This window comes from Mesorhizobium sp. M4B.F.Ca.ET.089.01.1.1 (genome assembly GCF_004022605.1).
Classification (GTDB): domain Bacteria; phylum Pseudomonadota; class Alphaproteobacteria; order Rhizobiales; family Rhizobiaceae; genus Mesorhizobium; species Mesorhizobium abyssinicae.
Genome location: NZ_RZOS01000232.1, coordinates 1 through 9,024, shown reverse-complemented (window position 1 = coordinate 9,024; position 9,024 = coordinate 1). Strand labels below are relative to the sequence as shown.

Genomic DNA, 9,024 nt, shown 5'->3' with positions numbered 1-9,024 from the left:
GTCGTTTTGCGCATGGATTTTCCTTCCATCGATTTGGCAAACGGTCATTTCGGGGTGACTCGCCCACCTCAACCGCCAAATGGGAACACAAGGTGTCGCCCAGCGGGTCATTGCGTGACCATAGGGTGGCGCCAATGTGGAGCCCGGCTTCGATCGGGCCGCTTTTCGGGAGCAAGTGCTGATGGCTAGAATTACCCGCGCCGCCTATGCGCAGATGTACGGCCCGACGGTCGGCGACAAGGTGCGGCTTGCCGACACCGAGCTCATCATCGAGGTCGAGAAGGATCTAACGCTCCACGGCGAGGAGGTGAAATTCGGCGGCGGCAAGGTGATCCGCGACGGCATGGGCCAGAGCCAGGTGTCGCGCGCGCAGGGCGCCGTCGACACCGTTATCACCAACGCCCTGGTGATCGATGCCAGCGCCGGCATCTTCAAGGCCGATATCGGCCTCAAAGACGGCCGCATCGCCGCCATCGGCAAGGCCGGCAATCCGGACATGCAGGACGGCGTGACCATCATCATCGGACCCGGCACCGAGATCATCGCCGGCGAGGGCAAGATCCTCACCGCCGGCGGCTTCGACGCGCATATCCACTTCATCTGCCCGCAGCAGATCGAGGAAGCGCTGATGAGCGGCGTCACCACCATGCTCGGCGGCGGCACCGGTCCGGCGCACGGCACCTTGGCCACCACCTGCACGCCGGGCCCTTGGCATATGGCGCGCATGATCCAGTCCTTCGACGCTTTTCCAATGAACATCGGCCTCTCCGGCAAGGGCAATGCCTCGCTGCCGGCGGGGCTGGAAGAAATGGTGCTGGCCGGCGCCTGCTCGCTGAAGCTGCACGAGGACTGGGGCACGACGCCGGCGGCGATCGACTGCTGCCTGTCGGTCGCCGACGCCTATGACGTGCAGGTGATGATCCACACCGACACGCTGAACGAGTCCGGCTTCGTCGAGAACACGGTGGCGGCGATCAAGGGCCGCACCATCCATGCCTTCCACACCGAGGGCGCCGGCGGCGGCCATGCGCCCGACATCATCAAGGTCTGCGGCCTGCCCAACGTCATCCCGTCCTCGACCAATCCGACAAGGCCCTACACGGTCAACACGCTGGCCGAGCATCTCGACATGCTGATGGTCTGCCACCATCTGTCGCCGTCGATCCCCGAGGACATCGCCTTCGCCGAAAGCCGCATCCGCAAGGAAACGATCGCCGCCGAAGATATCTTGCACGACATCGGCGCCTTCTCGATCATCTCGTCGGACAGCCAGGCCATGGGCCGCGTCGGCGAGGTGGCGATCCGCTGCTGGCAGACCGCCGACAAGATGAAGCGCCAGCGCGGTTCGCTGCCTGAGGAGACCGGCGACAACGACAATTTCCGCGTCCGCCGCTACATCGCCAAATACACCATCAACCCGGCCATCGCGCACGGCCTGTCGAGGGAGATCGGCTCGGTGGCGGTCGGAAAACGCGCCGATCTGGTGCTGTGGAACCCGGCCTTCTTCGGCGTCAAGCCGGAGATGGTGCTGGTCGGCGGCTCGATCGCCGCCGCCCCGATGGGCGATCCCAACGCCTCGATCCCGACGCCGCAGCCGATGCACTACCGGCCGATGTTCGGCGCCTATGGCAAGGCGCTGACCAACTCCTCGGTGACGTTCGTGTCGAAGGCGGCGCTCGACGCCGGCCTGCAAGAGAAGCTCGGCGTCGACAAGGCGATGGTCGCCGTCGAGAACACGCGCGGCGGCATCGGCAAGCATTCGATGGTGCTCAACGACGCCACGCCACACGTCGAGGTCGATCCGGAAACCTACGAAGTGCGCGCCGACGGCGAGTTGCTGACCTGCGAGCCGGCCACCGTGCTGCCGATGGCGCAGCGGTATTTCCTGTTCTAGGCGGCCGTTGAGCCGCGCTCGTTGAGCCCATTGGGTTAGGGGCTGCGATGGTTTAGGGTCCGGGAAAAAGCAGGGTTCAACTATATGTACAAGGCCGTCGGATCGCGCGGGTCCCGGGTCAGCCGCGTCCTGTGGATGCTCGAGGAGCTCGGGCAGCCCTATGAATTCGTCGAGGTCAAGCTGCGCTCGCCCGAAGCTTACGCGCTCAACCCCTCCGGCAAGGTGCCGATCCTGATCGACGGCGATCTGAAGGTCACCGATTCCGCGGCGATCTGCGTCTATCTTGCCGAAAAGCATGCCGACAAAGGCATGGGCGCCAATCCGGGTCTCGCCGGCCGCGCCGAGATGGACTCCTGGATGCATTTCGCCCAGTCGGAATTCGAGGCGCCGCTGTGGAACAAGCTGCGCCACCGCTTCATTCTGCCGAAGGAAGTCCGCGTCGATGTCGGCCCCGCCGCCGCCCACGATTTCGCCGCGGAGGTCAAGGCGCTCGATCGTCGGCTCGGCGACAAGCCTTTCGCGCTCGGCGACCGATTTTCCGCGGTCGATGTGCTGCTTGGCGACATGGGTGGCTGGGCTCGCGCCGGCCGGTTTCCGATCGAGTCCGAACGCGTCAATGCCTATTTCGAGCGCGTGCTGTCGCGTCCCGCCCGCGCGCGGGCGCAAGCTAATGGCGGAGCCATGAGATGAAACTGAACATCAACACCGATTTCACCAAATTCCCGCGCGCGATCTCCGTTCTCGCCGCGGACAAGGCCGGAGCGACCGTCCCTTACGCCAGGGCAGTGCTTGCCCATGACGAGCGGCATCTGCGCCGCCGCGCCATCGAGACCGAGACCGGCGACAAGGTGCTGGTCGACCTGCCCGAGCCGGTGGCGCTCGACAATGGCGACCGGCTGGTGCTGGAGGACGGCCGCCAGCTCGAGATCGTCGCCGCACCCGAGGACGTCTACGACATCCGAGCCCGCGATGCGGTGCACCTCACTGCGCTCGCCTGGCATATCGGCAACCGCCATCTCGCGGCGGCGATCGAAGCGGGGCGCATCCTCATCCTGCGTGATCATGTCATCAAGGCGATGCTGGAGGGATTGGGCGCCACGGTCAGCGAGGTCCGCGAACCGTTCAGGCCGGTGCGCGGCGCCTATTCCGGCCATGGCGGCCACGATCACGGCCATGCGCACAGCCATGCCGAGGCGCATGCCGACGCGCATGGCGAATCGCATTCCCACTCGCACAGCCATTCCCATTCGCATGATGACCACCATCACCATGACTGAGCAGCCATCCGGCATCGCCCTGCTGCGGCTGATGGCGTGGCTGTCGCCGGCCTTTCCGGTCGGCGGCTTCTCCTACAGCCACGGCCTCGAACGCGCCGTGCAGGACGGGTTGGTGGGCGACAGGCAAAGCCTTGCCGCCTGGCTGGAGGCACTGGTCGAGATGGGCTCGGGCTGGAACGACGCCGTGCTGTTTGCCGAAAGCTGGCGCCGCGCCCGCGACGGTGGCGATCTCGGCGAGATCACGGCCCTCGCCGAAGCATTGGCCGGCTCTCGCGAGCGCCATGCCGAGACCATGCTGCAGGGCACGGCCTTCCTCAAGGCAGCCTCGGCCTGGCCAAGCCCGGTGCTGGCGCGCCTGCCGGCCGATTGCCCTTACTGCGTCGCTGTCGGCGCCGTTGCCGGCGGCAACGGCATTGGCCTGACGGACGCGCTCTCCGCCTTCCTGCAGGCCTTCTTCTCCAACCTCGTCCAGGTGGCGATCCGGCTCGGCGTCGTCGGCCAGGTCGACGCCACCGCATCGTTAGCCGGCTTCGAACCGCTGGCGCTGGCGACGGCCGCCCGCGCCGCCGCCTCCACGCTCGACGATCTAGGCGGCTGCGCCTTCGTCTCCGACGTCATGGCGATGAGGCACGAAACCCAGTACTCCCGGTTGTTCCGCTCATGATCGTTCTCGCCTTCGCGCTCTCGCTCGTCCTGCTCCTCATCACCGCGCTGCATGTCTATTGGGGCATCGGCGGCATCTGGCCGGGCACCGATACCCAGTCATGCGCCCGAGCCGTCGTCGGCTTCCGCGGCGTCGACGAGATGCCGTCGCCTGGCGCCAGCTTTGCCGTCGCTGCCTGCCTTGGCCTGGCGACGCTATGGCCACTGGCGCTCGAGGGCGTCTTTGCCTCGCCCTTTCCCAAGCCTGGCCTCGCCGCCACTTCGCTGCTCATCGCGCTGGTCTTCCTCGGGCGCGGCATCGCCGGCTTCACGCCCTGGTGGCGCCGGCTGGCCCCCGAGCAGCCTTTCGCGCGGCTCGACCAGCGCCTCTATTCGCCACTCTGCCTGCTGATCGGAGCAGGCTTCGCAATCCTCGCCATCACGGAGTTTTCCGCATGACCCAGGCCAATGGCCCCCTTCGCATCGGCATCGGCGGTCCCGTCGGCTCCGGCAAGACGACGCTCACCGAAAAGCTTTGCAAGGCGCTGCGCGACGACTTCTCCATCGCCGTCGTCACCAACGACATCTACACCAGGGAAGACGCCATGATGCTGGCCCGCCTGCAGGCGCTGCCGGAGGAGCGCATCGTCGGCGTCGAGACGGGGGGGTGCCCACACACCGCCATTCGCGAGGACGCCTCGATCAATCTGCAGGCGATCGCCGAACTGAACCGCAAATTTCCGGACCTCGACGTCATCTTCATCGAATCCGGCGGCGACAATCTTGCCGCCACCTTCTCGCCCGACCTCGCCGACCTCACGCTCTATGTCATCTCGGTCTGCCAGGGCGAGGAGATCCCGAGGAAGGGCGGGCCGGCCATCACCCGCTCCGATTTCCTCATCATCAATAAGAGCGATCTGGCGCCCTATGTGAACGTCAACCTCGAAATCATGGAGGGCGACGCCGCCCGCATGCGCGGCAAGCGGCCGTTCGGCTTCACCGACCTGTCGCGCGGCAAGGGCCTCAAGGAGGTGATCGAGTTCATCGTCGAGCATGGCGGGTTGCAGTCGGCGCGCCCGGCCGCCTGACCCACGAGTTTGCCGTTGCTGGCTGGCCTTCAGCGCGGCATTGTCGCCAAAACCGGAGGATTTTCGATGAGCATCGCCCGCCTGCAGAAGGAACCGCTGAGCAACCTGCCCTTCTACGCGGAGCGCGTCGACCTCGCCTGCGCCTTCCGCTGGACGGCGCGGCTCAACATGCATGAGGCGGTGGCCAACCATTTCTCGCTGGCCGTCAACGACGACGGCACCAGGTTCCTGATGAACCCCAACCAGGTGCATTTCTCGCGCATCAAGGCCAGCGACCTGCTGCTGATCGACGCCAACGATCCCGCTACGCTTTCCGGACCCAATGCGCCGGATCCGACGGCCTGGGGCCTGCATGGCGCCATCCATCGCAACGTGCCGCATGCGCGCTGCGTCATGCATGTGCACTCGATCCACGCCACCGTGCTCGCCTCGCTTGCCGACTCTCGCCTGCCGCCGATCGACCAGAACTCGGCCACCTTCTTCAACCGCCATGTCGTCGACGCCCATTATGGCGGGCTGGCCTTCGAGGAGGAGGGCGAGCGCTGCTCGCAGCTTCTGACCGATCCCAAGGTGAAGGTCATGGTCATGGGCAATCATGGCGTGCTGGTCATCGGCGACACTGTCGCCGACACCTTCAACCGCATGTTCTATTTCGAGCGCGCCGCCGAGACCTACATCAAGGCGCTATGGACCGGCCGTCCGCTGCGCACCCTGTCCGACGCCATCGCCGAAAAGACCGCGGCGGAAGCCAGCGATTATCCCGGCCAGGCCGAACGCCATCTCGCCGAGCTGAAGGCGATCCTCGACGAGCAGGAACCGGTCTACCGGAACTGAGGCCTCTTCCTTCTCCCCGTCACGCATACGCCATGCACACCTCTTCTGTGACTGGCGTGACTGATCGGCCGAAGGTTTGATTGCCACGTGGTTCCCCCAATCCGTCGCTGCTTTGCAGCGCCATCCTTTCCCCCCTCCGGAGGGAAAGGAAGGGAGCGTTGACGGCAAAAAGCTTGGCGTTCCTCTACCCCGTCGATCGGGGGAGAGGTGGCTCGGCGAAGCCGAGACGGAGTGGGGGGTCGACCAGCGCTACATTAGACAATGCATGCGCCAAGCTACACGGTATCGCCAATGACCAGCCGCTTAGGATGAGGGGCGGCGCCGACGCCCGGGCTCACAGCCCCAACTCAGCCCGCAACTGTTCAGCACTGTTAATCACAACAGCCCCCGGCGGCCCAGCCATCGGCGCTTCCGGCCAGAACATCGTGCGCATGCCCGCCGCAAGGCCGGCCATGGCGCCGGTCAGGCTGTCGTCGACCGCGACGGATTGCGCCGGATCGACCTCCGCCAGATGAGCGGCGCGCAGGAACGGCTCGGGATAGGGCTTGCCTTCGCGCACGTCGTTGCGGCTGATCGTCTTCATGCCGGGGTAGATCAGGCCGACGGCGCGCAGATTGGCGTCGACGATCAGCCGGTCGGAATTGGAGACAACCGCTTGCTCGACACCGCGATCGCGCAATTCGTTGAAGATCTCGATCGCGCCTGGGCGCGGCTTCAGCGTCTCGGCCAGCGGCAGGTAGTGATCGTATTTGCGCACGATCCAGTCGTCGAACGGCAGGTCGAGCCCGAATTCGTTGCGCAGCATTTCGTAGACCGGCCATGCGGCGACGCCCAGCACCCGCTCATGCAGATTGGTCGGCGGCGCGATGCCGACGCTGCGCAGCGCCGCCACCAGGGCCGCCTCGTGCAACGGCTCGCTGTCGACCAGCGTCCCGTCCATATCCCAGAAAACCGCTTTCGGCGTCATGCAAGGCTCCTTTGCCGATCCCCTTAATCGGTTTGCTTGCCGAGATAAACCGTCAAGCAGGCCTTCCTTTGCCGCCGTCCCCACTCCAGGTCGCATCGCTAGTGCAGGCAATTGCCCTGTCGATAGACAATTGCGCGTTGGCACATTCCCTGTAAGCTAGTGGTACCCGCGCCCTGTTGGGCGGGTTTGGGAGGCAGAAGTGAATTCGCGGCAGGACAGCGGCAGCAACCGGTTGGACGACGCGGCGCGCGCCGGCTGGCTGTATTATGTTGCCGGCAACACGCAGGACCAGATCGCCTTGACGCTTGGCATTTCCCGGCAGACGGCGCAGCGGCTGGTGTCGCTGGCGGTCTCGGAAGGGCTGATCAAGGTGCGTGTCGACCATCCGATCGCCAATTGCCTCGACCTGGCAGCGCGGCTCAAATCGCGCTTCGCGCTCGATCTGGTCGAAGTGGTGCCGAGCGATCCCACCTCGTCCTCGACGACGATCGGCGTCGCCGAGGCGGCGGCGGCGGAAATCGAGCGGCGGCTGCGTTCCCCGGAACCCCTGGTCATGGCGATCGGCACCGGGCGCACGCTGAAGGCGGCGATCGAGCAACTGCCGCCGATGGAATGCCCGCAGCACAAGGTGGTGTCGTTGACCGGCAACATCTCGCCGGACGGCTCCGCCGCCTTCTACAACGTCATCTTCACCATGGCCGACAGGGTCAAGGCGCGCTCCTTCCCGATGCCGCTGCCGGTCATCGCCTCCTCGCCGGAAGAGCGCGACATGCTGCTCAGCCAGCCGATGATCCAGCCGACGCTGGCACTGGCGGCGGAAGCCGACGTCACCTTCGTCGGCATCGGCGATCTCGGCCCCAAGGCCCCGCTCTATGAGGACGGCTTCATTTCCGAAGGCGAGTTGAAGTCGCTGCAGAAGGCCGGCGGCATCGCCGAGATCGTCGGCTGGGTGTTCGACCGCGAGGGCCGCATGATCGACGGAATCACCAATGACCGCGTCTCTTCGGCGGCGTTGCCGTCGCGCGAAAGATCGCTGGTCATTGCGCTCGCCATGGGCGAGCGCAAATTGCCCGGCATCCTCGCCGCCGTGAACCGGCGTCTGGTCAACGGCCTCATCACCGACGAGCGAACCGCGACAGCCTTGCTTGGCGCATGATCTGCGCCTCGGGTTCGGCGCCGTTCATGCGCCAAGCCAGCAGGCGCCCCGATCTCCGATAAAATCAGCAGGGCCTAATTGTAGGGATCGAAATTGCCGTTGCCGTCCAGCAAGCCCATGTCGCGCTGCAGGTGCGGCGACAGCTCCCTGATGTCGAGATAAGCCCGCCGCTTCGCCTGATGGTGCGCAAATCCACGCACAAGCCATGAAAACCAAGCCTGGCCTGGAACGAGAAGCAGTTTTTCCTGTACCGTGGTCATGATCGTCAGCCTTCGCTATGTCTGGACGAGAGGTGTCGTCGACCCCAGATATCGGTCCGATCGGCCGCTGCGACCAATCAAACGTCGATCACGGCCCATAAGGAGGCCTTATGCCCGAACTCAGCTCACGGCAGCTCGCCCAGCTCCCGCCGCTCGCCGCGATCCGGGTCTTCGAGGCGGTGGCGCGGCATCTCTCCTTCACCAAGGCGGCCGCCGAGCTCGGCATGACGCAAGCCGCGGCGAGCTACCAGATCAAGCTGCTCGAGGAGCGCGTCGGCTCGCCTCTGTTCCTGCGCAAGCCCAAGCAGATCGTGCTGACCGAAGCCGGGCAGCGCCTGGCGCCGGCGGTCAGCGAGGCCTTCGCCCTGTTGAGCGGCGCCTATGCCGCGGCCCGTGGCGGCGCCGACGGCGTGCTCTGCGTCTCGACGCTGCTCACCTTTGCTTCCAACTGGCTTGCCCGGCATCTCGGCTCCTTCCAGGTCGCGCATCCCTCGCTCGCCGTCCGCCTCGACACCTCGAACCGCCTGGTCGACTTCGCCCGCGAGGACATCGACATCGCCATCCGCTCGGGCGGCGGCACCTGGCCGGGCGTCGATGTGCACAGGCTCTTCAATGCCGATTTCACCCCTGTGCTCAGCCCGGAGCTTGCCGCCAGCATCGGCGGCGTCAGGGAGCCGGCCGATCTCCTGCGCCTGCCGATCCTCGATCCCGGCGACATCTGGTGGCGGGACTGGTTCACCGCCGCCGGCCTGCCAGTCGAGGAGCTGGCCAGGCGCCCCAACACCAGCATGGGCGCCCAGGCCTATGAGGCCAATGCCGCGATCGCCGGCCAGGGCGTGGCGATCGTGACCAGGGCGCTGTTCAAGGCGGAGCTCGCCGACGGCCGCCTGATCCAGCCTTTCGATC

At 65.9% G+C, this 9,024-nt stretch carries 11 protein-coding genes; 9 read left to right on the top strand and 2 right to left on the bottom strand.

The window, feature by feature from the left end; all coding sequences use genetic code 11:
- Window positions 1-178 precede the first annotated feature (178 nt).
- The 7 genes from ureC (at window position 179) to EN780_RS20560 (ending at window position 5,735) form a co-directional block, all read left to right on the top strand.
- The gene (gene ureC / locus EN780_RS20590; protein ID WP_189556627.1) at window positions 179-1,894 is read left to right on the top strand and encodes an urease subunit alpha; all 1,716 of its coding nucleotides are present in this window, start codon (window positions 179-181) and stop codon (window positions 1,892-1,894) included.
- 84 nt (window positions 1,895-1,978) lie between these two features.
- A complete protein-coding gene (locus tag EN780_RS20585; protein WP_127282625.1) occupies window positions 1,979-2,584 on the top strand; it encodes a glutathione S-transferase family protein in 606 nt (201 codons plus the stop codon).
- Entirely contained in the window at window positions 2,581-3,171 is a 591-nt protein-coding gene (ureE, locus tag EN780_RS20580; RefSeq protein WP_128275149.1) for an urease accessory protein UreE, read from the top strand. Before EN780_RS20585 ends, ureE begins: the two co-directional genes overlap by 4 nt.
- Entirely contained in the window at window positions 3,164-3,835 is a 672-nt protein-coding gene (locus tag EN780_RS20575; protein ID WP_189556624.1) for an urease accessory protein UreF, read from the top strand. The genes ureE and EN780_RS20575 overlap by 8 nt, the downstream gene beginning before the upstream one ends.
- Window positions 3,832-4,272 carry a DUF3995 domain-containing protein gene (locus EN780_RS20570; RefSeq protein WP_128275147.1) on the top strand — a complete coding sequence of 147 codons (441 nt, stop codon included), beginning with the start codon at window positions 3,832-3,834 and terminating at the stop codon, window positions 4,270-4,272. Before EN780_RS20575 ends, EN780_RS20570 begins: the two co-directional genes overlap by 4 nt.
- Window positions 4,269-4,901: an urease accessory protein UreG gene (gene ureG, locus EN780_RS20565; RefSeq protein ID WP_128275146.1), complete on the top strand. Its 633-nt coding sequence runs from the start codon at window positions 4,269-4,271 to the stop codon at window positions 4,899-4,901. The genes EN780_RS20570 and ureG overlap by 4 nt, the downstream gene beginning before the upstream one ends.
- A 66-nt stretch (window positions 4,902-4,967) precedes the next feature.
- Window positions 4,968-5,735 carry a class II aldolase and adducin N-terminal domain-containing protein gene (locus EN780_RS20560; protein WP_128275145.1) on the top strand — a complete coding sequence of 256 codons (768 nt, stop codon included), beginning with the start codon at window positions 4,968-4,970 and terminating at the stop codon, window positions 5,733-5,735.
- 334 nt (window positions 5,736-6,069) lie between these two features.
- Here the strand turns inward: EN780_RS20560 and EN780_RS20555 are convergent, their stop codons facing one another.
- A complete protein-coding gene (locus EN780_RS20555) occupies window positions 6,070-6,702 on the bottom strand; it encodes an HAD family phosphatase (RefSeq protein ID WP_128275144.1) in 633 nt (210 codons plus the stop codon).
- Window positions 6,703-6,901: 199 nt separating this feature from the next.
- On the opposite strand from EN780_RS20555, the gene EN780_RS20550 reads away from it, so the two are divergent.
- Window positions 6,902-7,858, top strand: a complete 957-nt coding sequence (locus EN780_RS20550) for a sugar-binding transcriptional regulator (protein ID WP_127282619.1) — start codon at window positions 6,902-6,904, stop codon at window positions 7,856-7,858.
- Between the two features lie 74 nt (window positions 7,859-7,932).
- On the opposite strand, the gene EN780_RS20545 is transcribed toward EN780_RS20550, so the two are convergent.
- Entirely contained in the window at window positions 7,933-8,118 is a 186-nt protein-coding gene (locus EN780_RS20545) for a hypothetical protein (RefSeq protein WP_128275143.1), read from the bottom strand.
- Between the two features lie 110 nt (window positions 8,119-8,228).
- On the opposite strand from EN780_RS20545, the gene EN780_RS20540 reads away from it, so the two are divergent.
- Window positions 8,229-9,024, top strand: a 796-nt coding sequence (locus EN780_RS20540; RefSeq protein ID WP_128275142.1) for a LysR substrate-binding domain-containing protein, incomplete at its 3' end; no start/stop codon positions are given.